Origin of the sequence: Solilutibacter silvestris (assembly GCF_050574925.1) — a bacterium.
Lineage (GTDB): Bacteria > Pseudomonadota > Gammaproteobacteria > Xanthomonadales > Xanthomonadaceae > Solilutibacter > Solilutibacter silvestris_A.
In genome coordinates this window covers 311,757-336,351 of record NZ_JBCMOO010000002.1, presented here as the reverse complement: position 1 = coordinate 336,351, position 24,595 = coordinate 311,757, and the positions used below count along the sequence as shown (strand labels likewise).

Sequence of the window (24,595 nt, the reverse complement as noted above, 5' to 3'; positions counted from 1 at the left end):
CATGCATGTGGAGACAAGGACGTCACCACGCATCGGAACCCAGGCAGCAGTCGGATTGCTGGCTGGCGCGATGTTGTGCCTGTGGGCGCCGTGGCTGGCGCCGCGCTGGGCATTGATCGCGTTGGCGATCGCCGGGCTGGCCCTTTGGTGGAAGTTGCCGCGATGCATCTGGATCGCGACCGCATTGCTCGGGTTCGGCTGGGCGGGAATCGTCGCGGGCACGGCGTTGCAAGCGCGGCTGCCGTCGGAGATTGAAGGGCGCGAACTGGTGGTGCAGGGCCGCGTCGACAATCTTCCGGAGCAGGACAGCAAGAGCACGCGCTTCCAGTTCGTCGTCGATGACGATATCGCGCAGCAGGTGGAATTGCGCGGGAAACGCATTCGCCTCGGCTGGTTCGCCGCGCCGGACCAAGCGCCACCCCAGATCGTGGCGGGATCGCGCTGGCGCCTGCACGTCAAGCTCAAGCGTCCGCACGGCCTGCGCAATCCCGGCGTGCAGGATTCCGAGCGCGGCATGCTGGTCGATCGCATCGTTGCCGGCGGATCGGTGAAGGGCGGCGAGGGCAACGAAGAACTTGCTGCCGGCAACGGCATCGATGCGATGCGTGACGGCATCGCCCAACGCATCGAGCAGGGGTCGTCGCCGGCGCGGCGATTCATCCGCGCGCTGGCGGTCGGCGATACCCGTGGCTTGAGCGACGACGACTGGACGATCCTGCGCGCGAACGGACTGACGCACCTCATCGCCATTTCCGGTTCGCATGTCGCCCTGACCGCGATCCTTGGTTCGGCGCTGGCATGGCTGCTGTGGCAGGCGTTCCCGAATCTGGGTCGCTCGTTGCCACGAAGGACCGCGATGCTGCTGGCGGGCATCGTCGTTGCCGCGTTCTATACCGCGCTGTCGGGCGGCGAAGTGCCGACCTTGCGCACGCTGCTGATGATGGCGAGCGTCGCCTCCGCGGTATTGCTACGGCGACGCATGGGTGCGGTACAGGCGCTGGCGATCGCCGCGATCCTGCTGACGCTGATCGATCCCCTGAACCTGCTGCGTCCCGGCTTCTGGTTGAGTTTCGCCGGCGTCGCCTGGCTATCGTGGTGCCTGCGCGAAGGCGGGCGCGGCGTTTTGCGCGAATTCCTCGGCGCGCAAGGCGTGGCGACGCTTGGGTTGTTGCCGTTGTCGATGCTGTTCTTCGCCCAGGCGTCGTGGGTGTCGCCCATCGCGAACCTGGTTGCGGTGCCGTGGTGGGGCTTCGTGGTGGTGCCGTTGTCCCTGCTCGGCGTGCTGGCCGATGGCATCCATCATGGCTGGGGTGCACCGCTATGGAATCTCGCGGCATGGCTGTTCGATTTCGCTTGGCCGCTGTTCCAGCGCATTGCCGATTGGCCGCTCGGGCAGTCGCGGTTGCCGGAAGCGAGCGTGTTCGCATGGCCATTGGCATTGATCGGTGCGTTCTGGTTGCTGGCACCGCGGAAATTGCCGGGCAAGCCACTGGCGCTCGCGCTGTGGCTGCCGATGTTCACGCCGCTGCAGCCCGCAGTGTTGCCGGGCGAAGCGCGGATGCAGGTGATCGATGTCGGGCAGGGGCAGGCGGTGCTGATGCGCACCGCGCATCACACGATCCTGTATGACGCCGGCCCGGCGACGGATGACGGTTACGATGCCGGCGAAACCGTCGTGCTGCCGGCGCTGGCCGCGCTCGGGGTCGACCACATCGACTTGATGATGCTCAGCCATGCCGATGCCGACCACGCTGGCGGCATGAACGCGGTGCTCGCCGGGATGCCGGTCGCCGCGGTGCAGGCGCCGCCGAATGCGCCGATCGAAGTCGATGCGCACTGCAAGCTCGGCGATCATTGGGAGTGGGACGGCGTCGGTTTCGAAGTCGTTTCGCCGTTGCCCGATTCGGAATACACAGGCAATCCGTCGAGCTGCGTGTTGCGGGTTTTCAGCAAGGAGCATGCGCTGCTGCTGACCGGCGACATCGACCAGGCGACCGAACACGCGATGATCGAACGTGCCACGACCTCGTTGCGCGCCGACGTGGTGCTGATGCCGCACCATGGCAGCGCCGGGTCCTCCAGCGATGCCTTCGTTCACGCGACTGGCGCGACCTGGGCGATCGCCTCGGCCGGCTACCGCAACAAGTTCCACCATCCCAATCCCAAGGCGGTGGCGCGCTGGACCGACGCCGGCACCCGCGTCCTTGATACCCCGCACGCCGGTTCGGTCCGCGTCGACCTGGCTCCAACGGGCGTGGCGGTCACGACTGAACGGACCAGGCGACGGCGCATCTGGGGCAGCGGGGGCTGACCCGTCGTCGTGCTGGGCTATCCTATCGGCCGACTCCCACGCTCCGGAAATGCAGAGTGCTCGAACTGGTGAAGGCCGGCGGCTGGCCGATGATTCCCCTCCTGTTGCTGTCGCTGGCGGCGTTTTCCATCATCGTCGAACGGCTCTGGAGCCTGCGTCGCGCCACGATCCTGCCGCCCGGCCTCGGGGACGAGGTTCGCAACTGGGCCGCGCGCGGCGGCCTCGACCCCAAGCACATCGATTCCCTGCGCGAGACTTCGCCGCTGGGGCAGGTGCTGGCGGCCGCGCTCGATGTCCGTGATCGCACGCCGGACCAGCGCCGCGAGCGCGTCGAGGATGTCGGCCGCCACCAGGTGTTCCGGATGGAGCGCTTCCTCAACGCGCTCGGCACGATTGCTGCCATTGGTCCGTTGCTCGGCCTGTTCGGCACCGTGGTCGGCATGATCCAGATGTTCCTCGGCATCCTCGACCACGGCCTCGGCGACGTGAACCAGCTCGCCGGCGGCATCGGCAAGGCGCTGGTGTGTACGGCGACTGGCATGATCGTCGCGATCCCGGCGCTGATCGCCCATCGCTGGCTGAAGCACCGCATCGCCACCTACATCATCGATTTCGAACACGAAGTGATGCTGCTCGACGACGTGCTCGACGATCGTCGCGACCTCGCCGCCAAGCTGGGCGCGCACGGCTGACATGCGCATCCGCGACCGCGAGCAGGACGACATGTCGGAGATCAACCTGATTCCGTTGATCGACGTCATCCTCTGCCTGATCATCTTCTTCGTGATCACCACCACCTTCGCCTCGCGCAACGTGCTGCGCCTGCAATTGCCGCGTGCCGAAGGCGAAGCGCCGCCGCAGAAGGACAAGCCGCTGAGCGTGCTGGTGAACGCGGATGGCCATTACTTCGTCGAGGACCGCGAATCGCTGCGCAACGACGTCGAAACCCTGAAGCACACCATCGCCGAAGTCGCCGGCAACGATCGCAGCAAGCCGGTGCTGTTGCGCGCCGATGCGCGCACGCCGCACCAGGCCGTGGTGACCGCCTATGAAGCACTGGGCCAGCTCGGTTTCCGCCAGGTGATGATCGCCACCGCGCCGCAACCCAAGGAAGCTGCGCCGAAATGAGCGAAGGCGCGCAGACGACCCGCGAAACCTACCGACGCCTGCTTGGCTATGCCAAGCCGTATCGCGGGCTGTTGGCCGCGGCTTTCCTCGGCATGTTGCTGGAAGCCCTGTCGAGCGGCGGCATCCTGCAGTTGATGAAGTGGATCGTCGACGACATCTTCAACGCGCGTCAGTACATCTACCTGTATCCGGCGGCGCTGGTCGGCCTACTGCTGGCGCGCGGCTTCTTCGGACTGGTGGGCGATTACTGCATCGCCCGCGGCGGCCGCAATGTCGCCCGCGACCTGCGCCTGCAGCTGATGGGCAAGTATCTGCGCCTGCCCGGCGCACGCTTCGACCAGGAACCGGTGCCGGTGATGATCACCCGGCTCGGTGGCGACACCGAACAGGTGGCGCAGGCTGCCGTCGATTCCCTCAAGGTGATGGTGAGCAACACGTTCAACATCATCAGTACCTTGGGCGTGATGTTCTACAACAGCTGGCGCGTGTCGCTGGTGCTGCTGGTGCTGGCGCCATTGCTGGCGTCGATCATGGGCAAGGTCGGCAAGCGCTACCGCCGCCTCAACCACGAAATCCAGACCGCCGCGGCAGACATGCTGCAATCGGCCGACCAGGCCCTGCATGCGCATCAGGAAGTGAAGACCTACGGCGCACAGCAGGCCGAACTGTCGCGCTACGCCGACCAGAACACGCGCAACGTCAGCCTGTCGCTGAAGGTCGAAGTGACGCGCAGTTCGCTGTCGTTGTTCGTGCAGGTGCTGGGTGCGGTCGGTGTGGCGGTGATGCTGGTGATTTCGGCGCGCGAGGCCGCAGCCGGGCGCCTGACCAGCGGCACCTTCTTCACCCTGCTCACGGCGATGGTCAGCCTGGTGCCTTTGCTGCGCCAGATCACCAATGTCCAGAGCATGTTGCAGCGGGGCATCTCCTCGGCCAATCGCGTGTTCGACGTGCTCGATGCCGCCGACGAACGCGACGAGGGCCGGCTGCCGCTCGAACGTGCGCGCGGCGAGCTCGAATTCCGCCACGTCAGTGCGCGTTACGACAACCAGCAGGCGTCGGCGCTGGACGATGTCAGCTTCACGGCGCGTCCCGGTACCGTGACCGCGATCGTCGGGCGATCGGGCAGCGGCAAGTCGACGCTGATCAAGCTGATCCCGCGCTTCTACGAGCCGGCATCGGGCGAGATCCTGCTCGATGGGCAACCACTCGATGCCTACCGCCTTGCCGACCTGCGCCGGCAGATCGCGCTGGTTGGGCAGCACGTCGCACTGTTCGACGGCAACATCGCCGACAACGTCGCCTACGGCGAAATGGCCGATGCCGATGCCGCGCGGGTGCGTCGCGCCATCGAAGGCGCGAACGCCGCCGAATTCGTTGACCGACTTCCCGACGGTCTCGACACCCATGTCGGCGAACGCGGCGGGAAACTGTCGGGCGGCCAGCGCCAGCGCGTCGCCATCGCGCGCGCGCTGCTGAAGGACGCCCCGATCCTGATCCTGGACGAGGCTACCGCGGCGCTCGACAACGAATCGGAACGATTGGTGCAGACCGCGCTCGACCACCTGATGCCCGATCGCACCACACTGGTGATCGCGCATCGCCTGTCGACCATCGAACACGCCGATCAGGTGCTGGTGCTCGACCACGGCCGCATCGTCGAACGCGGCACCCACCGCGAATTGCTGGCGCTGGGCGGGGTCTACGCCCATCTCCACGCCATGCAGTTCCGGGAGGGGGCATGAGTCGCGAACGCCGGCCGCCATCCTGGTGGTTCGGCGACGAGACGGCGCCAGCGTGGACGGGGCCGCTCGAATCCCTGTATCGCAGCGCATCGGCGCGCCGTCGTCGCGTGCAGCAACAACGCGCGAAACCCGTCGGCATCCCGGTGCTGGTGATCGGCAACCTGATCGCCGGCGGCGCCGGCAAGACTCCGTTGACCATCGCGGTGGTCGAGCGTCTGCGCGAGTGGGGCTGGCACCCCGGCGTCGCCAGTCGCGGTTATGGCCGACGCGACGCCCAGCAGGCACGCTGGGTCGAGGGCAGCGACGATCCCGCGGTCGCCGGCGATGAGCCGGTGGTGATCGCACGCCGCACCAAGGTGCCGGTACGCGTCGATGTGCGTCGCGCGGATGCCGCGGCGGCGCTGCGCGACCGCGGCTGCGACATCGTGGTCTGCGACGACGGCCTGCAGCATTACGCCTTGGCGCGCGACATCGAGATCGAAGTGATCGACGGCATGCGGGGCTACGGCAACGGGCGGATGATACCGGCCGGCCCGCTGCGCGAACCGGTCGAGCGTGCCGAGCTCTGCGATTTCCGCGTGCGCAATCTCGGTAGCGATACCGGCGAGAGTGGCGAAAACGATTTCGGCGTATGGCCGATGCACTTGGTCGCGCAACGTGTCGCCGCCCTGCGCGGTCCGCGCGTGCGCACGCTCGCCGAGTTCGCAGGGCAGCGCGTGCACGCGGTCGCCGGCATCGGCCATCCGGAGCGCTTCTTCGACACCCTGCGCCAGCACGGCATCGCGGTGGTGCCGCATGCGTTCCCGGACCACCATGCCTACACGCCTGAAGATTTCGATTTCTCCAGTCCGTTGCCGGTGCTGATGACGGAAAAGGACGCGGTGAAGTGCAGCGTCTTCGCTGGCGAGCACTGGTACAGCGTGCCGGTCGATGCCGAATTGCCGGCGGCGTTCTGGATCGGCCTGGAAGACCGGGTGCAGCAGCTGCGCCAACTGAGCCTGTTGGAGGCCGAGTGAGCCATAAATTCGTCGTCGCCATTCCCGCGCGCCTGTCGGCGAGCCGCTTGCCGGGCAAGCCGCTGCGCCTGTTGGGTGGGGAGCCATTGATCCGCCATGTCGCGCGACGTGCGCTCGCGGCGGGCGCCGATGACGTGGTGGTCGCCGCGGACGACGCCAGCATCCTTGCCGCACTCGATGGCATCGCCGTGCGTGGCGTGCTCACCCGCAGCGACCACGCCTCGGGTACCGACCGCCTCGCCGAATGCGCGCGACTCGCCGGCTGGAGCGACGACACCCTGGTGGTGAACCTGCAAGGCGACGAACCGTTCGCGCCAGCCTCAGGCATCCGCGCCGTCGCGCAGACACTGGCCGACAGTGGCGCGGAAATGGCGACGCTGGCGACGGAAGTCGACGATCCCGAGCAACTCTTCGATCCCAACACCGTCAAGCTGGTGTGGCGCGATTCGATCGGCGACGCGCAATGGCGCGATGTCCTGTATTTCAGCCGTGCGCCGATTCCCTGGCATCGTGATGCCTTCGCCCAGAACAAACGTGTCCTGATGCCGGGGCAGTGCCTGCGCCATATCGGCATCTATGCCTACCGCGTCGGCTTCCTGCAGCGTTTCGCGGCGATGCCGCAGGGCATGCTGGAGCAATTGGAATCGCTGGAGCAGCTGCGCGTGCTGGAAGCGGGTTTCCGCATCGCCGCCGCGCTGGCGCCCGAGCCGTTCCCGCCGGGCGTCGATACGCCGGAAGACCTCGCGCGCGCCGAAGCGCGACTGGCGCAGGGTGGGGCATGAAGGTTCTGTTCGTCTGCCTCGGCAACATCTGCCGCTCGCCGATGCTGGATGGCTGGATGCGTGCGCGCATCGATGGCGATCCGTCGCTGTCGTGGCTGCAAGTCGACTCCGCCGGGTTCGAGCGCGCGCATGTCGGCGAAGCACCGGACCCGCGCGCCATCCGCATCGCCCGCGAGCATGGCGTCGATCTTTCCGATTTGCGTGCCCGCCAGCTTGGCGACATCGATTTCGATCGTTTCGACCTGATGCTGTTCGCCGATGCATCGACGCTGTCCGCGGGATTGCGCAAGGCCGGTCCGCGCCATCACGCCCGCATGCATCGGGTGATGGAATGGCTCGACCTGGCGCCGTTCGATCTCGCCGATCCCTGGTATGGCGACGCCGACGATTTCCGCGAATGCTGGGCGCGGGTGGAGCAGGCCGGCCCGTTGCTGCTGGAGCGCCTGCGCGCCGATCAGCGAATGGACACCGTCCCCGCCGCATAATGGCGTCGTGACCAACGCCGAACACACTCCCTTCGACGGCAAGGCCTTCGTCCGCGACCTGACCAGCGCGCCCGGCGTGTACCGCATGTATGCGGCCGACGACACGCTGCTCTACGTCGGCAAGGCGGCTTCGCTCAACAAGCGCGTCGCCAGCTATTTCAACAAGGCCCTGACCATCCGCATCGCGACCATGGTCGGTCAGATCGCGCGGATCGAAGTCACCGTCACCCGCACGCCGGCCGAGGCATTGATCCTCGAGAACCAGCTGATCAAGACCCTGAAGCCGCGCTACAACGTGATGTTGCGCGACGACAAGAGCTACCCCTATGTCCTGCTGACCCTGGAAGAGTTCCCGCGGGTGGCGCTGCATCGTGGCCCGCGCGCGATTCCCGGCAAGTATTTCGGGCCGTATCCCAGCGTCTATTCGGTGCGCGAAACCCTCAATTTCATGCATCGCCTGTTCAAGCTGCGCAATTGCGAGGACAGCGTGTTCCGCAACCGCACGCGGCCCTGCCTGCAATACCAGATCGGGCGTTGCACCGCGCCTTGCGTCGGCTTGATCGATGCGGCGTCCTACGCCCACGACGCTCATCGTGCCGAGCTGTTCCTGTCCGGCCGCAGCGAGGAACTCGGACGCGAGCTCACCGCCGAAATGGAAGCCGCCAGCGCGCGCCTCGACTTCGAGGGCGCAGCCCGCCTGCGCGACCTGCTCACCGGCGTGCGCAAGCTGCAGTCGAATCACTCGCTCGGCAACGACGGCAACGACACCGACGTGCTCGCCTGCGTGCTGCGCAACGGCCACGCCTGCGTGATGCTGCTGTCGTGGCGCGATGGCCGCAACCTCGGCACCCGCTCATTCTTTCCCAAGCTCAATGGCGAGGATTCCTCCGCCGAAGTGCTGGCCGCCTTCGTCTCGCAGTATTACGGCGATCATCCGCCGCCGCGGGAAGTCTGGCTCGACCAGGACATCCCCGAGCGCGAGCTCATCGAGGAGGCGCTCAACGAGGCGTCGCTGCACAAGGTGCGCCTGCGCGCGCGTTTCCGCGGCGAGCGCGCGACGCAGGTCGACTTCGTCCGTCGCAACGCCGATGTCGCGCTGTCGTCGGAACTGGCCAGCAACGCGGCGCAGAAGGCGCGACTGGATTCGTTGTGCGTGCTGCTGGGGCTGGAAGCGCCGCCGCATCGCATCGAGTGCTACGACATCAGCCACACCATGGGCGAGGCGACCGTCGCCTCCTGCGTGGTGTTCGACGAGAACGGCCCGGTGCGCGGTCAGTACCGGCGCTTCAACATCACCGGCATCACCCCCGGCGACGATTACGCCGCCATGCACCAGGTGCTGACGCGGCGCTTCAAGCGCGCGATGGAGAGCATCGCCGAAGGCGAGGCGCCGGCCAATCCGATCCCGGACCTGCTGCTGATCGACGGCGGTGTCGGTCAGCTGGCGCAGGCGAGGGCGGTGCTGAACGAACTCAACGTCGAGGGCGTGGCGATGATCGGCGTCGCCAAGGGTCCGGAACGCATCGCCGGCGACGAGACCCTGGTGTTCCCGGATGGTCGCGAGCTGCATCCGGGCAAGCAGTCGCCGGGCCTGCAACTGATCCAGCAGGTACGCGACGAGGCCCACCGTTTCGCCATCACCGGCCATCGCGGACGTCGCCAGAAAGCACGCACCACCAGCAAGCTCGAGGACATCCCGGGGATCGGGCCGCGCAGGCGCTCCAGCCTGCTCAAGCACTTCGGCGGCATGGTCGGATTGAAGGCCGCCAGCGCCGCCGACATCGCGCGGGTCGAGGGCGTCAATGCGGCATTGGCCGAAAGGATATATGCCGCACTGCACGGACTCGCGTAGGATTGGCAGCGCATGAGAATCACCATTCCGACCTTCCTCACGCTGGCACGAATCCTGATGATTCCGGTGCTGGTGGTGGTCTTTTTCCTTCCCTGGCGCTGGGCCAGCGTGTTCGCGATGCTGGTGTTCGCGCTGGCCTCGATCACCGACTGGCTGGACGGCTGGATCGCGCGCCGCTACCACCAGTATTCGGCCTTCGGCGCCTTTCTCGATCCGGTGGCCGACAAGCTGATGGTGTCGACCGCGTTGTTCCTGATCGTGCAGGGGCATCCCACCGCATGGATGGCGTTCTGGGCGGCGGTGATCGTCGGTCGCGAGATCGCCGTCTCCGCGCTGCGCGAATGGATGGCCGGGCTCGGCCAGCACGCGAAGGTGAAGGTGGCATCGATCGGCAAGGTCAAGACCACGGTGCAGATGCTGGCGATCGGCTTCCTGTTGTATTCGATCCACCAGCCCTACGCACCGAACCCGACGCTGTGGATCGATCGCCTGGCTTTCCACATCGGCGACTGGGGTCTGGCCGCCGCGGCGCTGCTGACGTTGTGGTCCGGAGTCGAGTACCTGGTCGCCGCCTGGCCGGCGCTGCGCGATGGGGAAGGCAAGCCTGTTGACACGTTGCCAGACTCCGGTAAAATGGCCGGCTCAACGCGGGAATAGCTCAGTTGGTAGAGCACGACCTTGCCAAGGTCGGGGTCGCGAGTTCGAGTCTCGTTTCCCGCTCCAGTTTTGCAAAGCCCCGGTACGCCGGGGCTTTGTTTTGTAGGACAATGTTTTTGATGGCCGGGTGGCAGAGTGGTTATGCAGCGGACTGCAAATCCGCGTACGCCGGTTCAATTCCGACCTCGGCCTCCATCAAGACGATCCCGGCGCAAGCCGGGATTTTTCTTTGTAGAGTGGCGCCATGAACGCGCAGACGGCATACGTCGAGAGTTTCCACGACCCGGCGACTTCCACCTTCACCCATGTCGTCTTCGATGGCGAGGGTGGGCATGCCGCGATCATCGATCCCGTGCTCGATTTCGATCCGGCGACGGCGCGCACGTCGACGATATCCGCGCAACGCGTGCTCGACTTCGTGCAAGCGCATGGGTTTCATGTCGACTGGATCCTCGAGACTCACGCCCACGCCGACCATCTCACTGCCGCCGCATGGTTGAAGCGTGAAACCGGCGCGCCGGTGGCGATCGGTCGCGGCATCACCAAAGTGCAGGAACGCTTCAAGGCGTTGTTCGGATTGGAAGACGATTTCGCGACCGACGGCAGCCAGTTCGATCGCCTGTTCGATGATGGCGACAGCTTCAACATCGGGCAGCTCGTCGCGAAGGTGATGGCGACGCCGGGCCATACCGACGACAGCCTGACCTACCTTATCGGTGATGCCGCGTTCATCGGCGATACCTTGTTTGCGCCGGAAACCGGCACCGCGCGCGTCGACTTCCCGGGCGGTGATGCCCACAAGCTGTACCGCTCGATCCATCGCCTGTTCGATCTGCCCGTCGACACCCGGATTTTCCTCTGCCACGACTATCCGCAGGGGCGGGAGGCGCAGGCGCTGACATCGATCGCCGACCAGGAACAACGCAATATCCACGTGGGTGGCGATGCGTCCGAAGACGCATTCGTGGAGATGCGGCTCAAGCGGGACGCCACGCTGTCGGCACCGAAGCTGATCGACCCGGCGCTGCGCGCGAATATCCGCGCGGGCGTGCTGCCGTCTTCCTGAATTGGTGCCCGGAGTCGGGATCGAACCGCGCCGCGATCATGGCCAGGATGCGGTTAGGTCGAGCGCGCCGCCGCGCGCTAGGGAGTTGCATGTGCGAGCTGTGATCGTGGTGCCCGGAGTGGGGATCGAACCCACATGATGTCGCCATCGAGGGATTTTAAGTCCCTTGCGTCTACCAGTTTCGCCATCCGGGCAAGCTGCAAATGCTACTCGCCGCGGCGCCCGAACGGAATCCATCACAGCCAGCAGGCATAATTCCCGGCGCGCTGCGGCGCGTTGCGGAGGGCTGCAACGTGGCGTGAATCGCGGCGCCACTTGACCATCGGAGCGGACCCATGATCGTCTTCAAGAGCGAACAGGCGCGATATCTCGGCTATGTGCTGGTATTGGCCGGATTGCTGGTTTCGCTGCTGTTGCTGTTCTGGGGGCATCGCCAGGGTTGGCTGGCCGGGGTGATCGTGTTCGGCGCGCTGGCAGCGCTGGGAACCGCCGACCTGCTGCAGGCCAAGAGCACGTTGCGCCGCAACTATCCTATCTTCGCCCACATCCGCTTCGTGCTGGAATCGTTCGGGCCGGAGATCCGCCAGTATTTCGTCGAATCGGACATCGTCGAGGTGCCGTTCTCGCGCGAGCAGCGCACGCTGGTGTACGAACGCGCGAAGAACCTTAGTGACGTGGTTCCGTTCGGCACCGAGCTTGACGTGTACGGCGACCAGTACGAGTGGATCAACCATTCGATCGCGCCGACGCCGCACCACGACGAGAACTACCGCATCACCATCGGCGAGAACGCCGCGCAGCCCTATGACGCCAGCGTCTTCAACATTTCGGCGATGAGTTTCGGCGCGCTGTCGGCCAACGCGATCCGTGCGCTCAACAAGGGCGCCAGGCTCGGCGGCTTCAGTCACGACACCGGCGAGGGCTCGATCTCCCCTTACCACCGCGAATTCGGCGGCGACCTGGTGTGGGAGATCGGTTCCGGCTATTTCGGTTGCCGCAACGACGACGGCAGTTTCAACGCCGACAAGTTCGCCGCCAATGCACGCGATCCGCAGGTGAAGATGGTCGAGCTGAAACTGTCGCAGGGCGCCAAGCCCGGCCATGGCGGCGTGCTGCCGGCGGCGAAGGTGTCGGCCGAGATCGCGGCGACGCGCGGGGTGCCGATGGGGCAGGACTGCGTGTCGCCGGCACGCCATACCGTGTTCTCGACGCCGATCGAGCTGTTGCAGTTCGTGGCGAAGATGCGCGAGTTGTCGGGTGGCAAGCCTGCGGGTTTCAAGCTCGCGATCGGCCATCCCTGGGAATGGTTCGCGATCGCCAAGGCGATCCACGAAACCGGGTTGCTGCCGGATTTCATCGTGGTCGATGGCGCTGAAGGCGGCACCGGCGCGGCGCCCTCGGAATTCGTCAACCACGTCGGCGTGCCGATGCACGAAGGGCTGATGCTGGTCGACAACACCCTGATCGGGCTCGGCGTCCGCGATCGCATCCGCATCGGCGCGGCGGGCAAGATCACCAGCGCTTTCGGCCTTGCCCACACCATGGCGCTGGGCGCCGACTGGTGCAACGCCGCGCGCGGCTTCATGTTCTCGCTGGGCTGCATCCAGTCGCGGAGCTGCCACAACGATAAATGCCCGACCGGCGTCGCGACCCAGGACCCGAGTCGCTGGAAGACGCTCGACGTCGAGGACAAGGCGCAGCGCGTCAGCAACTTCCACGGCAATACCCTGAAGGCGCTGCGCGACATGCTGTGCGCGGCCGGTTTGACCCATCCCCGCGAGCTCGGGCCGGAACACATCCTGCGCCGGGTCAGCCCGATCGAGATCCGCGCGCTGTCGCAGCTGTATCCCAGGCTCCATCCCGGGGAACTGCTCGATGCGCGCGAACCGAACCATCAGGTCTTCCGACTGTTCTGGCGCGAGGCGCGCAGCGACAGTTTTGCGGCGCCGTCGCGGATCGCGGAAATGCGCACCTCGAAATCGTTCTGAGCGGGCTGTTACGCCGCTTGCGGTGCGCGGAACCCGCAGCGCAGGAAGATGGCGCGTTCGCGGGCGTCGAGATCGTCGAACTCGAGTTCGCAGGCATCGCTCGCGCGCTGATCGTGGGTGATGAATTCGTGGTCGATGCATGTGCGGGCATCCGTGCGCGCCCACGAGTCTTGCAGCAGTCCGAGCATGTCCATGTGTCTTCCCTGACGGTGGCACGGCCTTCGTGGCCGCAGGAACAGCATGGCGCGGTGCCGGCGTCCTGACTCTCGGGAAGCAGCCGACGCGGCTGTAGGAAAACTCCGCGCCGAGAATGCCTCAGGGGCCGTCGATCAGCTCGAGCGCGCGCTCGGGCGGACGACAGATCACCGCACGATCGCGGAGCACCAGGATCGGTCGCTCGATCAGGCGCGGGTATTCCACCATCGCGGCGATGGCGGCTTCGTCGGAGAGGGCAGGATCATCCAGGCCCAGCGCGGCGTACTCGGGCTCGCCCTTGCGCAACAGGTCGCGGGCAGGGATGGCGAGCCTGGTCAACAGGTCGCGCAAGGTCTCGGCATCGGGCGGGGTTTGCAGGTATTCGACCACGCGTGGTTGCAGCCCATGCTCGGCCAGCAAGGCTGCGGTGGCGCGGCATTTCGAGCAGGCATCGTTGTGGTAGAGGGTCAGATCGGACATCGGTGCGTTCCGCCAGGAATGCACCATGATGCCAGTCAGGCCGCTTCCTCGAAGTGGTATCCGAGCCGGATCAGGATGCGTCGCTCGACTTCGCTCAGCTGCGATTCCTCGAGTTCCTTCGCATCGGTCGGGCGCATGTCGTAGGTGGTGAAGACATGCTGGCGATGGCCGAAGGCGCAGTACTCGCCGTCGACGGTCGTGTATGAGATGGGGGCGCCGCACTTGCGGCAAAGCGTGGTGTCGTCCTTGATCGCCATATGCCTACGTCCTGTAGGGAAGCACACGAATCCTGTGTACGGGGGGGATCGTAGCACCGGTCCGGGCGGCGTGGCAGCGAACGCGTTCACAAAAAAGCCGGCTTGCGCCGGCTCTCGATCCTGGTGGGCGGTGCAGGGATCGAACCTGCGACCCTTGCCGTGTGAAGGCAATGCTCTACCGCTGAGCTAACCGCCCGGGAGCCGCCCAGTATAGCGGCAGTCCGCGGGTTTGTCAGCCGGTGCTCAGCGGAACTTCTCGTCCAGCACGCGGCGGATTTCCTGCTCGACCATGCCCTTCATAGGCGCGAAGAACATCCCGAGCTTGGCCATGATCTCGACCTGTCCCGGCAGCAGCTTGATGGTGCCGTCGACGCCGCTGCGCTGGAAATGCAGGTTGTCGCCGTCCCAGCGGCTCTCGACCCCGAGCTTGCGCGCCAGCGAATCGGCGAGGTCGGACAGCGCGCTGCGCGCCTGTTCCGGCGACAGCGAATGGCTATGGTGGAGATGGATGCTGGACATTCAGTGGTCGTAGTCGCCGAGATAGGCATCCAGTTTACGTGCGCGCAGCAGGGTGGCGGCATCGTTCCAGGAAATCGCGCGCCGCTGCGCCAGGCTTTCGAGGATGCGCACGATTGCCAGCTCCACTTCCGGACTGCCGGCAAGCGCGGGATCGCTGGCGCGGTGTTCGATCACGTCGAACAATACCGCGTTGGCGTCGGCATAGCTGATCGCCGGTGTCGCGCCGTGCTTGCTGCGCCATGCCTCGCTGGCCAGCACCGTGTTGACGTGCGACTGGATGAGGAAGGTGGCGCGGCCGATCAGCTTGAGGTTGCCGGGTTGCACCGCGGTCATGGTGTTGCCGACCACGCGTCCGAGTTTGGCCATGATCCCGGTGGAGTGCGCGTTGAGCAGCATCTTCAGGGCGATGACCTGGTTGAGTTCCAGCGGATCGTCGCGGCCGGGAACGACGACATCGAGCAGCCACGGTTTGGTGGTATCCGCGTGCAGTGACGCCAGCGACTGTTTCGACATCGGTGAGGTACCAACGTGGATGACGCTGAGCGATGCCCCGTGCTCGCCGAAGGTGCGCAGCCATTTGCCCGCGATGGGCGAGGGTGTCTCCGCGCCGAGCAGGATCATCGCGCCGTGGTCGCCTGCCGTCGGGCCGGACGACTGCAGGTTGCGCGGCGAGAAGGACAGGTCGTAGAGCGCCTGTTGTTCGGCACCGGCGTTGGCGAGACTGCGGGCGGCTGCGGCACGAAGCCACTGGTCGTCGATCCGGGTCTCGAACGGCTTGGCGTAGAGCGCGGGATCGAGGCCGTGGAAAGAGCGATGCAGCAGCAGTTTCCACGCCGATGCGGCATCGTCCGTTGGCGACCATACCTGGATCCACGAACGACGCTCTTTCGCATCGACGCGATCCAGCGGCGCGAGGCGGAAGGTCGGCGCGCGTTCGGTGACATCGACGAAGACCGGCATCAGCGCACGACCGGCCAGATAGGTGGCATGGTGGCCGTCGGCGTAGGTCGAGGATTCGCGCTCGGTCCACGCGGCGAGTCGCGATGCGGTCGCGGCGACTGTTGCCTGCAGGGTGGTGAACTGGCGCAGGCGCGAAGCGATGGTGGCGTGCGCGTCGAAACCGAGCGCGCGCAATTCGGTCTTCGTCAGCACCGGGGCAAGTAGATGGTGGATCGCGTCTTCCATCACCACGCCCAGTGCGTAGAGGCTGGTGGTGGTCGCCTGCATGCGGGTTGATCCGGTGATGGCCTGCGGGCCGGTGGCGAGGTTGATCTTGGCGATGCGCGGATCCTCGATCACTTCGCGGCTGCGGGTGAACGGCAGCAGCACCTTGTCGGGATTGTTGTAGACGAACCAGGTCATCCCGGAGCGGCCGCCATTGAGTTCCGCGCCGGCCTTGGCGGTGCCGATCACCGCCGAAGTCTCTCCGCCTTCCGTCACCGCGAACACGACGTCTCCGGGTTGGATGCCGTTGTCCTGCAATTGCAGGCGGCCGATCAGCTGCAGGTCTTCGAAACCTTCCAGCGAGGCGATCAATGCACGATCGCCACCGGTGATTTCGCCGCGCACGCGATCGCCGATCCCGGGCAGGCTGCGTTCGATCCTGCGCCAAGATGGCGTCTTCGCCACGCGTTCCCAGAAGGGCCGCCACAGGCTGCTTTCCAGCGTTTCCGCGAGACGACCGGTCGATCCGGTGCCGTAGAAATAGACGCGATGGCCGCTGCGGATGGCGTCCTGGATGGCCTTCGACGCGGCTTCGAGTTGGCGCAGGCGCGCGGGATCGAAGGCGACCGCATCCATCGTTTTGACGACATCGCGATCGACCGCGAACAGTTCACGCAATCCGGCTGCGGTATCCCCGGAGATGCGACGGCTGAGGTCCATCGTCTCGGGATGGCGTTGTTCGGTCAGCAGGGTGTGCAATTGGAACTGCTGCTTGTTGCGCAGATAGTCTTGCGACTGCGCCGAGGGCGTGACCGCGAGCAGGCGGAGCAGATCGCCATCGGCGGCCGGTTTGTCCAGCGCCAGCCCCGGCACGCAGGCGAACAACAGACAGGCAGCGAAGGCGAAAACACGCGATCTCGACATGATGGGCTCCGGGCAGTCCCGGGATGGTGCCACGACGTGCCAGTCGGCCTTTGGCGGCTCGCATGCTGCAGTGCAATGGAGGCCGCATTCTGTGGTTAAATCGGGGCATCGTGAATGCTTTCGTCCTCCGTTTCCCCGACCACGCTCATGCCGACCTCGCACTCGCGCCGGGCGCGACCGGTCTTGGCCGCGATCCCGACCAGGAACGTGGCCTGCGCGTTGCGCCGCTGGGCGAACCGGCCTTGATCGAACTGGTGGTCGACCAGCGTGGCGTGTGGATGAACGTCATGCCCGACACTTGGGGCGTGCACGTCAATGGCCGTCCGATCCGCAAGCTGGCGATGCTCCATGCCGGCGACAGCCTGCACGTCGAGGGGCGGGAGATGGTGTTGGCCCGCGAGCCATCGCCGCAGCCGACGGGGGGATCGACACGCCCGCGTGGTTGCGACGTCACGCCGGTATTGCGCGGGCAGGGCGGCGCCTTGCACGGACAGGCGGTTCCGGTGGTCGATGCCGACAATGGCAATACGACGCTAGTCGGCGCGACGGTGGACATGCAGGACGCCGATGTGCGCGTCTCCAGCCTCGACCCGATGGTGCCGTTGCAGGTCAACGGCACGACCGTGACCACGGCATGGCTGCGCATCGGCGATCAATTGGTCCTGCCGAACGGGCAACGCTTCCTGTTCGAGGGGCCGGAATTGCGCGGTGATGCCGGTGAAACCGTCGTGCGCGCGCCCGTGCAAAAAACGACGTCCGAAGCCGATGCGCCACAACGCATGCGCGTGCCCTGGTTGCTGATTGCCGCGGTGGCCATCGCCATCGCATTGCTCGCGCTGTTCTGGTTCGGAGCTTGAGATGTCGCGCGTCCTGAACTTCAGCGCCGGCCCGGCGGTGCTGCCGGAAACGGTGCTGCGGCAGGCGCAAGCGGAAATGCTCGATTGGCGCGGAACCGGCGCCTGCGTGGCCGAACTCAGCCACCGCGGCGGACCGTTCATGGCGCTGGCGGCGGAAGTCGAGGCCGATGTCCGCACCTTGCTCGACGTTCCGGAATCGCATGCCGTGCTGTTCCTGTCCGGTGGAGCAACCACCTTGCAGGCGTTGCTGCCGCTGAATTTCGCCGAACGCGACCAACGCGCCGATTATCTCGTCACCGGTCATTGGGCGAAGATGGCGGTGAAGCAGGCCTCTCCCGCAGTCGATGCCCACGTCGTCGCCAGCAGTGAAGCGACGCGTTTCACCACGGTGTCCGACAAGTCGCAGTGGCAGCGCTCGCCGGATGCGGCGTATTTCCACGTCACCGCCAACGAAACCATCCACGGCGTCGAATTGCCGGACAATATCGACGACGGCACGACCGCGCCGCTGATCGCCGATTTCAGTTCGAACATCGCATCGCGTCCATCCGATATTTCGCGCTACGCGATGGTCTATGCCGGCGCCCAGAAGAACCTCGGCCCGTCCGGCATCACGCTCGCGATCATCCGCAAGGACCTGCTCGAGCGTCGCGGCCAGCCGCGCGCCGACATCCTGACCTGGGCGTCGCATGCCGCGCAGGGATCGATGCTCAACACCCCGCCGACGTGGAACTGGTACCTGCTCGGGCTGTGCGTGCGCTGGATGATCGAGCAGGGCGGAACCGCTGAATTTTCCCGGAGAAACGGCGAAAAAGCGGCGATGGTCTACGCCGCCATCGACGACTCGAAAGGTTTCTACCGCAACGATGTCGTGACATCGGTGCGTTCTCGCATGAATATTCCCTTCGTGCTGCATGACGCCGCGCTCGACGCGGTGTTTCTCGCCGAATCGCAGGCCGCGGGCCTGATCGGGCTCAAGGGCCACAAGGCAGTCGGCGGAATGCGCGCCTCGCTCTACAACGCCATGCCGGTCGACGGCGTGCGCGTGCTCGTCGATTTCATGCACGATTTCCGGAAACGCCATGGCTGACCAACCTTCTCCCATCGATCTCGCCGCATTGCGTGCGCGCATCGACGGACTCGATTCCCACATCGAAGAGTTGATCCTCGAGCGCGCCCGCTATGCCCGCCAGGTCGGGCAGGCCAAGGGTGATCTCGCCGCCGCCGTGGACTATTACCGTCCGGAGCGTGAAGCGCAGGTCTTGCGGCGCGTGGTCGATCGCAACGAAGGTCCGCTCAGCGACGAAGTGCTGGTGCGCCTGTTCCGCGAAATCATGTCGGCCTGCCTGGCCCAGCAGGAACCGCTGAAGATCGGCTACCTCGGTCCGGAAGGCACGTTCTCGCAACAGGCGGTGCACAAGCATTTCGGCCAGTCGGTGCGTGGCCTGCCGCTGGCGAGCATCGAGGAAGTGTTCCAGGAAGTTGGCGCCGGCAATGCCGATTTCGGCGTGGTGCCAGTCGAGAATTCCGGGCAGGGCACCATCCAGTCGACGCTCGAGATGTTCCTGACCTCGCCGCTGACGATCTGCGGCGAAGTCGACCTGCGCGTGCACCAGAACCTGATGTCGCGCACCGGTCGCCTCGAGGACGTCGAACGCGTCTATTCGCACCCGTTGTCGCTGGCGCAGTGTCGTGGCTGGTTGCGCCAGCACCTGCCGCATGCCGAGCGCATCCCGGTGTCGAGCAATGCCGAAGCCGCGCGTCGCGCCCGCAACGCCGACGACGCCGCGGCGATCGCCGGAGAGTCCGCGGGGCTGGTCTACAACCTCAAGACGATCGCCGGACCAATCGAGGATCGCGGCGACAACACCACGCGCTTCCTGGTGATCGGGCGCTCGCTGTTCCCGCCGTCCGGTCACGATCGCACCTCGCTGCTGGTCTTCATCCGCGATCGTCCCGGTGCGCTCTATGGCGTGCTGGAACCACTGGCGCGCCGCGGCATCAGCATGAACCGCATCGAATCGCGGCCTTCGCATGAAGGGTTGTGGCAGTACGCCTTCTTCATCGATGTCAGCGGCCATCGCGAGGAGTCGCCGCTGAAGGATGCCCTGGCGGAAATCAACAGCGCGGCCGGCGACGTGCGCGTGTTGGGCTCGTATCCGGTCGCGGTGCTTTGAGATGTTGGAGCATCGCGTCCAGCCGGCCATCCGTGGCCTGCGCGCCTATGACCCAGGCCATGACCTAGTCGCATTGCGGCGGGCCGCAAGTTCGCCGCTGATCGAGCTCGGTTCCAACGAAAATCCTTACGGCCCGAGCCCGAAAGCGCGCGATGCCGTGCAGCGTTGCCTCGACGAACTCGCGCTCTACCCCGATCCGCGCGGTGGCGACCTCAAACGCGTGTTGTCGCGGCAGTTTAGTGTCGCGATCGAGCAGATCGTGCTCGGCAACGGTTCCCACGAATTGCTGATGCAACTGGCGCAGGTGTTTGCCGGCCCGGATGCGGGTGTGGTGGCTTCGCAATACGGGTTCGCTGTGTATTCGATCGCGGCTGCCGCCGTGGGGGCGACGTTCAAGGCCGCACCGGCGCTGCCGATGGACCACGCGATGGCCGCTGGCCACGATCTCGAGGCGATCGCCGCTGCCGTGGATGCGAGCACCCATCTCGTCTATCTCGCCAATCCCAACAATCCGACCGGGACCTGGTTCGGCGCCGATGCACTCGAAGGTTTCCTCGCGCGAATCCCGGCCGACACCATCGTCGCGATCGACGAGGCCTACGCCGAATTCGTCGATGCGCCGGAATGGGCGTCCGCCATTCCGCTGGTGGCGAAGCATCCCAACCTGATCGTCCTGCGCACCTTCAGCAAGGCGCATGGACTCGCCGGATTGCGCGTCGGCTACGGCATCGCCCAGCCGGAGCTGATCGGCTGGCTGGAGCGCGTACGCGAGAGCTTCAACGTCAACCTGTTGGGACTTGCGGCGGCGGAAGCATCGCTGGGCGATCCGCAGCATCTCGTCGAGGGCGTGCGCAAGAACAAGGTCGAGCGCGAGCGCCTGGCAGATGCGCTGCGTTCGCGCGGCTTGTTCGTGTTTCCGTCGCAGACCAATTTCCTGTTGGTGCGTTTCGGCGAGGGCGCTTCCCGCATCGACGACGCCATGCGCGGGCACGGCGTCGTGTTGCGGCCGATGGGCGGTTACGGACTGCCCGATTGCCTGCGCATTACCGTCGGGACCGCTGAACAGAACGCGAAGCTGCTGGCTGCGCTGGACGCCGTCCGATGAGCGAGTGGATCGCGAAGCAGGGCAGGCCGTTGCAGGGGCGCGTCGCGATTCCCGGCGACAAGTCGATTTCGCATCGGGCCATCATGCTGGCGGCACTGGCCGATGGCGTGTCGCGGATCGATGGTTTCCTCGAGGGCGAGGACACCCGGGCGACCGCCAACGTCTTCGCGCAACTCGGCGTGAGGATCGAAACCCCGTCGCCCTCGCAGCGCATCGTCCACGGTGTCGGCATCGATGGCCTGAAGGCGCCACAGGGATCGCTGGATTGCGGCAATGCCGGCACCGGCATGCGCCTGCTGGCCGGATTGCTGGCGACGCAGAAATTCGACAGCACGCTGGTCGGTGACGAGTCGCTCTCGAAACGACCGATGCGCCGTGTCGCCGATCCGCTCGCGCAGATGGGCGCGCGCATCGATACGCAGGAAGGTGGTCTGCCGCCGCTCCATATCCACGGCGGACAAGCGTTGCACGGCATCGATTACGCATCGCCGGTCGCCAGCGCGCAGGTGAAGTCCGCGGTGTTGCTGGCGGGCCTTTACGCCGATGGCACCACGCGCGTGACCGAACCGCATCCGACCCGCGACTACAGCGAACGCATGCTGCAAGCCTTCGGCTGGCCGATCCGTTTCGGCGAGGGGTGGGCGGAAGTGGAGGGCGGACACCGACTGGCCGCCACCGATATTCAAGTTCCGGCCGACTTTTCCTCGGCGGCATTCGCACTGGTCGCCGGTTGCGTCGTCCCGGGTTCCGAACTGGTGCTGGAGCAGGTGGGAATGAACCCGCGTCGCACTGGGCTATTGCGCGCGCTCGAATTGATGGGCGCCGACATCCGCATCGAAAACGCAGGCGGGGAGGGTGGTGAACCGGTCGCCGACCTGCACGTGCGCGCAACGGCATTGCGCGGCATCGATGTGCCGCCCGATTGCGTGCCCGACATGATCGACGAATTCCCGGCGCTGTTCATCGCCGCCGCACTCGCCGATGGCGTGACTCGCGTGCGTGGTGCCGCCGAATTGCGCGTCAAGGAATCCGACCGCATCACCGCGATGGCCAATGGCCTGCGCGCCCTCGGCATTCGCGTCGATGAAACACCGGATGGCGCCGACATCCATGGCGGTACCCTCCACGGCGGAATCATCGAAAGCCATGGCGACCATCGCATCGCGATGGCCTTCGCAGTAGGCGCGCAATGCGCGTCCGGCGAGGTCACGATCCGCGATACCGCCAACGTCGCGACCTCCTATCCCGGCTTCGCCGCTTCGATGCGCAGCCTCGGGTTCGACCTGCGCGGCGACTGATCCATACGCCTCCGTTCATCCGCTTCCCGTTGCCCGGTGCCGGAAGCGCTCCCATACTCCGCCGGAACCCCGGGGCAGCCAAGGAGTCGGTGAGATGGGTATCGATCGCAAGTTTCTGCTGTGCGGACTGATGTTCGCCATCGCCGGGCTATGCCTCGGCATCTACATGGCCGCGTCGCGCAATCATTCGGAGATGCCCGCCCACGCGCACATCATGCTGGTGGGGTTCGTGTTCTCCTTCATCTACGCCACGATCCATCGACTGTGGCTGCCGGGTATCACCGGCAAGCTCAAATCGATCCAGTTCCTCCTGCACGAGCTTGGCGCGCTGTCGCTCGCAATCGGATTGCTCCTGCTGTTTTCCGGCCACGGCAACGAAGACTCGCTGGCGCCGCTGCTGGGCACCGGGGCGATCTGCGTGCTGCTGGCGATGCTGGCAATGACGTGGATGGTGGCGCGGGCACGCACCACTGCCTGATCCGTCGCGACAGCGATTACTGGTTGAGGCGGAACTCGATCGGCACCGTCACGTTGCTGGCGACCGGCGCGCCATGCGCCATCGCCGGCTTGAAGCGCCAGCGACGCACGCCTTGCAACGCGGCGCGATCGAGGTCGTGATCGCCGCTCGATTCGACCAGGCTGCTGTCGGTCGGCACGCCGTCGGCATCGATGTCGACGCGCACGCGCACGCGGCCCTCGCGCGACATCTGCATCGCATTGCGCGGATATGCGGGCGGTGGCTGGCTGATCGGCACCGCGGCGGTGGTCGCGCCATTCGCCACATTCGAACCATGGCCGGCAGTTGCCGCATTGGCAGCCGGCGCAGTTTCGGTGGGCGGCGGCGCCTTGGCCACCGGAGGCGGCTTCGGCGGTTCGAGCAGGCGCGGCCGGTTGCCGGAATCCGCGGAAGGGCCGGCGGTCGGCGTATCGGTGATGGAGCCGCCCGGCGTCGGTGTCGGTAGCGGCGCGTATTCCTGGTCGGTATCGGTTTTCGCCACCGGCTCGACGGTGAAGAATTGCTTGCGGTTATGGCCCCACATCAGCAGGAACAACAGAAAACCGACACCGATGGCGGCAAGCAGCCAAGGCGTGTTGCCACGGCGTGCGAAGGCGGAGATGTACTGGAATACGCTGGAATTTCGGATTTTCTGGATGAATTCGGTCATGCTCGGGGGAGGAATCGGCCGGAAAAAATTGACCGGAACCTGATTCTGGCACGGATGCGCCGTGCCGCTCTGGGCGATAATGGCAGGTCATTCATGTTGCCCCTGACCCATGCTCGATCCGCAGCAGCTCCGTACCGATCCCGCCGGCCTCGCCACCCAACTGGCGCGCCGTGGTTATTCCCTGGACGTCGCGGTGCTGGAGCGGCTGGAAGGCGAGCGCAAATCGCTGCAGGTGCGTACCCAGGAGCTGCAGAACCTGCGCAATACCCGCAGCAAGGCCATCGGCATGGCCAAGGCCAAGGGCGAAGATGTCGCGCCGTTGCTGGCCGAGGTCGCCGGTCTCGGCGATGAGTTGAAGGCCAGCGAGACGCGCCTCGATGCCATCCGTGGCGAACTCGAGGCGATCACGCTCGGCATTCCCAATCTTCCCGATGCCTCCGTTCCCGATGGCGAAGACGAAACCGCCAACGTTGAACAGGCGCGCTGGGGCACGCCGCGCAGCTTCGATTTCGCGGTCAAGGATCACGTCGAGCTCGGCGCTCGCAACGGCTGGCTCGATGCCGAAAGCGCGGCCAAGCTGAGCGGTGCGCGCTTCACCGTGCTGCGTGGCGGACTGGCGCGACTGCATCGCGCGTTGGCGCAGTTCATGCTCGATCTGCATGGCGGCGAGCACGGCTACGAAGAAACCAATGTCCCGGTGATCGTCAACGAGGAATCGATGCGCGGTACCGGCCAGTTGCCGAAGTTCGAGGAAGACCTGTTCTCGACGCAACTCGGCGATCACAAGCGCTATCTCATTCCCACCGCCGAAGTGCCGCTGACCAACCTTGTGCGCGACGAGATCGTCGATGCCGCGAGGTTGCCGATGCGCGCCACCGCGCATTCGATGTGCTTCCGCGCCGAAGCCGGTTCGGCGGGGCGCGATACCCGCGGCATGATCCGCCAGCACCAGTTCGAGAAGGTCGAACTGGTGTCGATCACCAGGCCTGAAGACAGCGACGCCGAACACGAACGGATGACGCGTTGCGCCGAAGCGGTGCTGGAAAAACTTGGCCTGCCGTACCGGCGCATGTTGTTGTGCAGCGGCGACATGGGCTTCTCCGCGCGCAAGACCTACGACCTCGAGGTTTGGCTGCCGTCGCAGGACACCTATCGCGAGATTTCCTCCTGCTCCAACTGCGGCGATTTCCAGGCGCGACGGATGCAGGCGCGCTGGCGCAATCCCGAGAGCGGCAAGCCGGAACTGGTGCATACGCTCAACGGATCGGGCGTGGCGATCGGGCGTGCGCTGATCGCAGTCATGGAGAACTACCAGAACGCGGATGGCAGCATCACCGTGCCCGAAGCGTTGCGTCCGTACATGGGTGGAGCGGAACGGATCGGGTAATGGCAGCGCGCGCCTATCTTCCCGCCCGATAAAGGGGAG

General features: G+C 65.9%; 24 protein-coding genes and 4 tRNA genes. 20 read left to right on the top strand and 8 right to left on the bottom strand.

From position 1 onward, the window contains the following. Position 1: 1 nt before the first annotated feature. The 12 genes from ABE093_RS02195 (at position 2) to ABE093_RS02140 (ending at position 11,039) form a co-directional block, all read left to right on the top strand. A complete protein-coding gene (locus ABE093_RS02195; RefSeq protein WP_430759219.1) occupies positions 2 to 2,311 on the top strand; it encodes a DNA internalization-related competence protein ComEC/Rec2 in 2,310 nt (769 codons plus the stop codon). A 56-nt stretch (positions 2,312 to 2,367) separates the two neighbouring features. Next, positions 2,368 to 3,003: a MotA/TolQ/ExbB proton channel family protein gene (locus tag ABE093_RS02190; RefSeq protein WP_430759218.1), complete on the top strand. Its 636-nt coding sequence runs from the start codon at positions 2,368 to 2,370 to the stop codon at positions 3,001 to 3,003. 1 nt (position 3,004) lies between these two features. Further along, positions 3,005 to 3,439 carry an ExbD/TolR family protein gene (locus tag ABE093_RS02185; RefSeq protein ID WP_430759217.1) on the top strand — a complete coding sequence of 145 codons (435 nt, stop codon included), beginning with the start codon at positions 3,005 to 3,007 and terminating at the stop codon, positions 3,437 to 3,439. Continuing rightward, on the top strand, positions 3,436 to 5,181 hold the full coding sequence (msbA, locus tag ABE093_RS02180) for a lipid A export permease/ATP-binding protein MsbA (protein ID WP_430759216.1): 1,746 nt from the start codon (positions 3,436 to 3,438) through the stop codon (positions 5,179 to 5,181). Before ABE093_RS02185 ends, msbA begins: the two co-directional genes overlap by 4 nt. Beyond that, a complete protein-coding gene (gene lpxK, locus ABE093_RS02175) occupies positions 5,178 to 6,197 on the top strand; it encodes a tetraacyldisaccharide 4'-kinase (RefSeq protein WP_430759215.1) in 1,020 nt (339 codons plus the stop codon). Before msbA ends, lpxK begins: the two co-directional genes overlap by 4 nt. Next, positions 6,194 to 6,979, top strand: coding sequence for a 3-deoxy-manno-octulosonate cytidylyltransferase (kdsB, locus tag ABE093_RS02170; protein ID WP_430759214.1), 786 nt, complete (start codon positions 6,194 to 6,196; stop codon positions 6,977 to 6,979). The genes lpxK and kdsB overlap by 4 nt, the downstream gene beginning before the upstream one ends. Beyond that, positions 6,976 to 7,464: a low molecular weight protein-tyrosine-phosphatase gene (locus ABE093_RS02165; protein ID WP_430759213.1), complete on the top strand. Its 489-nt coding sequence runs from the start codon at positions 6,976 to 6,978 to the stop codon at positions 7,462 to 7,464. Before kdsB ends, ABE093_RS02165 begins: the two co-directional genes overlap by 4 nt. A 7-nt stretch (positions 7,465 to 7,471) precedes the next feature. Beyond that, positions 7,472 to 9,316: an excinuclease ABC subunit UvrC gene (gene uvrC, locus ABE093_RS02160; protein WP_430759212.1), complete on the top strand. Its 1,845-nt coding sequence runs from the start codon at positions 7,472 to 7,474 to the stop codon at positions 9,314 to 9,316. Positions 9,317 to 9,328: 12 nt separating this feature from the next. Beyond that, entirely contained in the window at positions 9,329 to 9,973 is a 645-nt protein-coding gene (pgsA, locus tag ABE093_RS02155) for a CDP-diacylglycerol--glycerol-3-phosphate 3-phosphatidyltransferase (protein WP_430759211.1), read from the top strand. Next, positions 9,964 to 10,039, top strand: a tRNA-Gly gene (locus tag ABE093_RS02150). Before pgsA ends, ABE093_RS02150 begins: the two co-directional genes overlap by 10 nt. Before the next feature lie 55 nt (positions 10,040 to 10,094). Then, a tRNA-Cys gene (locus tag ABE093_RS02145) sits at positions 10,095 to 10,168 on the top strand. 49 nt (positions 10,169 to 10,217) lie between these two features. Then, entirely contained in the window at positions 10,218 to 11,039 is an 822-nt protein-coding gene (locus ABE093_RS02140; protein ID WP_430759210.1) for an MBL fold metallo-hydrolase, read from the top strand. Positions 11,040 to 11,146: 107 nt separating this feature from the next. On the opposite strand, the gene ABE093_RS02135 is transcribed toward ABE093_RS02140, so the two are convergent. Next, a tRNA-Leu gene (locus ABE093_RS02135) sits at positions 11,147 to 11,233 on the bottom strand. Between the two features lie 141 nt (positions 11,234 to 11,374). Here ABE093_RS02135 and ABE093_RS02130 point away from each other — a divergent pair. Next, a complete protein-coding gene (locus ABE093_RS02130) occupies positions 11,375 to 13,027 on the top strand; it encodes an FMN-binding glutamate synthase family protein (RefSeq protein WP_430759209.1) in 1,653 nt (550 codons plus the stop codon). 8 nt (positions 13,028 to 13,035) lie between these two features. Here the strand turns inward: ABE093_RS02130 and ABE093_RS02125 are convergent, their stop codons facing one another. The 6 genes from ABE093_RS02125 to ABE093_RS02100 form a co-directional block, all read right to left on the bottom strand. Beyond that, the gene (locus tag ABE093_RS02125; protein WP_430759208.1) at positions 13,036 to 13,221 is read right to left on the bottom strand and encodes a hypothetical protein; all 186 of its coding nucleotides are present in this window, start codon (positions 13,219 to 13,221) and stop codon (positions 13,036 to 13,038) included. Between the two features lie 121 nt (positions 13,222 to 13,342). Beyond that, positions 13,343 to 13,702 (bottom strand): arsenate reductase (glutaredoxin), encoded by a 360-nt coding sequence (gene arsC, locus ABE093_RS02120; RefSeq protein WP_430759207.1) that lies wholly within the window; start codon positions 13,700 to 13,702, stop codon positions 13,343 to 13,345. Positions 13,703 to 13,737: 35 nt separating this feature from the next. After that, positions 13,738 to 13,959 (bottom strand): hypothetical protein, encoded by a 222-nt coding sequence (locus ABE093_RS02115; protein WP_430759206.1) that lies wholly within the window; start codon positions 13,957 to 13,959, stop codon positions 13,738 to 13,740. Positions 13,960 to 14,080: 121 nt separating this feature from the next. Continuing rightward, positions 14,081 to 14,155 (bottom strand) — tRNA-Val (locus ABE093_RS02110). Positions 14,156 to 14,202: 47 nt separating this feature from the next. Further along, complete coding sequence (locus tag ABE093_RS02105) at positions 14,203 to 14,478, bottom strand: polyhydroxyalkanoic acid system family protein (protein WP_430759205.1); 276 nt, start codon at positions 14,476 to 14,478, stop codon at positions 14,203 to 14,205. Next, positions 14,479 to 16,566 (bottom strand): hypothetical protein, encoded by a 2,088-nt coding sequence (locus ABE093_RS02100; protein ID WP_430759204.1) that lies wholly within the window; start codon positions 16,564 to 16,566, stop codon positions 14,479 to 14,481. It lies immediately after the preceding gene. A gap of 110 nt (positions 16,567 to 16,676) precedes the next feature. Here ABE093_RS02100 and ABE093_RS02095 point away from each other — a divergent pair, with 110 nt between their 5' ends. The 6 genes from ABE093_RS02095 to ABE093_RS02070 all read left to right on the top strand — a co-directional run bounded on the left by ABE093_RS02095 (position 16,677) and on the right by ABE093_RS02070 (position 22,481). Beyond that, positions 16,677 to 17,423 carry a hypothetical protein gene (locus ABE093_RS02095; RefSeq protein ID WP_430759203.1) on the top strand — a complete coding sequence of 249 codons (747 nt, stop codon included), beginning with the start codon at positions 16,677 to 16,679 and terminating at the stop codon, positions 17,421 to 17,423. A gap of 1 nt (position 17,424) precedes the next feature. Next, positions 17,425 to 18,513 carry a 3-phosphoserine/phosphohydroxythreonine transaminase gene (gene serC, locus ABE093_RS02090; protein WP_430759202.1) on the top strand — a complete coding sequence of 363 codons (1,089 nt, stop codon included), beginning with the start codon at positions 17,425 to 17,427 and terminating at the stop codon, positions 18,511 to 18,513. Then, the gene (pheA, locus tag ABE093_RS02085; RefSeq protein ID WP_430759201.1) at positions 18,506 to 19,600 is read left to right on the top strand and encodes a prephenate dehydratase; all 1,095 of its coding nucleotides are present in this window, start codon (positions 18,506 to 18,508) and stop codon (positions 19,598 to 19,600) included. Before serC ends, pheA begins: the two co-directional genes overlap by 8 nt. Before the next feature lies 1 nt (position 19,601). Continuing rightward, a complete protein-coding gene (gene hisC / locus ABE093_RS02080; RefSeq protein WP_430759200.1) occupies positions 19,602 to 20,705 on the top strand; it encodes a histidinol-phosphate transaminase in 1,104 nt (367 codons plus the stop codon). Beyond that, positions 20,702 to 22,003 (top strand): 3-phosphoshikimate 1-carboxyvinyltransferase, encoded by a 1,302-nt coding sequence (gene aroA, locus ABE093_RS02075; protein ID WP_430759199.1) that lies wholly within the window; start codon positions 20,702 to 20,704, stop codon positions 22,001 to 22,003. The genes hisC and aroA overlap by 4 nt, the downstream gene beginning before the upstream one ends. 94 nt (positions 22,004 to 22,097) lie before the next feature. Further along, positions 22,098 to 22,481 carry a TonB-dependent receptor gene (locus ABE093_RS02070; protein WP_430759198.1) on the top strand — a complete coding sequence of 128 codons (384 nt, stop codon included), beginning with the start codon at positions 22,098 to 22,100 and terminating at the stop codon, positions 22,479 to 22,481. A gap of 16 nt (positions 22,482 to 22,497) precedes the next feature. Here ABE093_RS02070 and ABE093_RS02065 read toward each other — a convergent pair whose 3' ends face one another. Next, positions 22,498 to 23,169 (bottom strand): energy transducer TonB, encoded by a 672-nt coding sequence (locus ABE093_RS02065; protein ID WP_430759197.1) that lies wholly within the window; start codon positions 23,167 to 23,169, stop codon positions 22,498 to 22,500. Between the two features lie 109 nt (positions 23,170 to 23,278). Here ABE093_RS02065 and serS point away from each other — a divergent pair, with 109 nt between their 5' ends. Then, entirely contained in the window at positions 23,279 to 24,556 is a 1,278-nt protein-coding gene (serS, locus tag ABE093_RS02060; protein WP_430759196.1) for a serine--tRNA ligase, read from the top strand. Positions 24,557 to 24,595: the final 39 nt, after the last annotated feature.